Annotated in this window: 1 protein-coding gene; it reads left to right on the forward strand. The window is 31.1% G+C overall.

Annotated elements, in window-relative coordinates; genetic code table 11:
* The coding region (locus MSI_RS13495; RefSeq protein ID WP_192807779.1) for a 6-hydroxymethylpterin diphosphokinase MptE-like protein at positions 1 to 1,033 on the forward strand (1,033 nt) is incomplete at both ends.

The following is a 1,033-nucleotide window of genomic DNA, read 5'->3' on the forward strand; positions in this document are numbered from 1 at the left end:
AGGAAATCAAGGAAGCCTTAGATACCGCAAAAACTCTTTTAGTAACCCGTCAGTTTTTTGAAAAAAAATGGCTTATAAACTGCATTAATTTTATTAAATATTGTAAAAATTTTTATTCTTTAAACAAGACTTCCCTTCCTGTCTTAATTGCTGCCTCAGGCCCCAGCCTGAAAAAGAATCTGCCCCTTATAAAGAATAATCAAAATAAGTTTATAATCATTGCTTTAAGTTCGGCAATCAGTCTTTTACTTAAAAATGAAATTAAACCTGATTTTTGTATTTCTACAGATGGTGGCTACTGGGCAGGAGAACACTTAAAAAAACTTAAAAAGAATAATATTCCCCTGGCTCTGACAGCAGAAGCCTATTGTAAAAAAGAACTTCTTAAAAACAATAGGATAATTCCTTTATTTTATGAAGAGGGAATTTCAAACAGCATTTGCAAGGAAACTTCAATTCCTTTTATAAAAGCACGCAGAAATGGAACTGTAAGCGGAACAGCACTGGAACTTGCCTTAAATATCACAAGCGGAAAGATTTATTTTTCTGGTCTTGATTTGAGTGAACAGAAAGGCTTTCAGCATACACAGCCAAATGAACTTGAATTAAACAGCAGTCTGAAGGATACATATTTAAGTTCAAAAGAAAAAAGAATTGCAAAAAGTCAGTTCAAAAATGAATCCTTAAAGATATACCAGCAGTGGTTTTCTTCATTTAATTCTGGAAGCTCTAAAATTTTCAGAATAATAAGCCCAGAATTGAAAAAAAATTCACTTGGAAAAATCTGCGATATAAGTCCTGAAGCATTTGAAACTGAATGTTCTTTATTAAAAAAAGAAAAGGAAAATCTTGTAAAAATAATGCCTGAAAGATCTGAAAACGACATAAAGGCAGATATTAAAAATATAATTAATTATATAAAGAAAAACTCTGTTTCAGATGAGTGGAAAAAAGCAATTTTTCCGCTTGATTACACAGCGCTTATGCATAATCCTGAAAATACAGAAAACCTGCAAAAAATAGAAAAAGAAAA

This window comes from Treponema sp. JC4, from assembly GCF_000260795.1.
Lineage (GTDB): Bacteria > Spirochaetota > Spirochaetia > Treponematales > Treponemataceae > Treponema_D.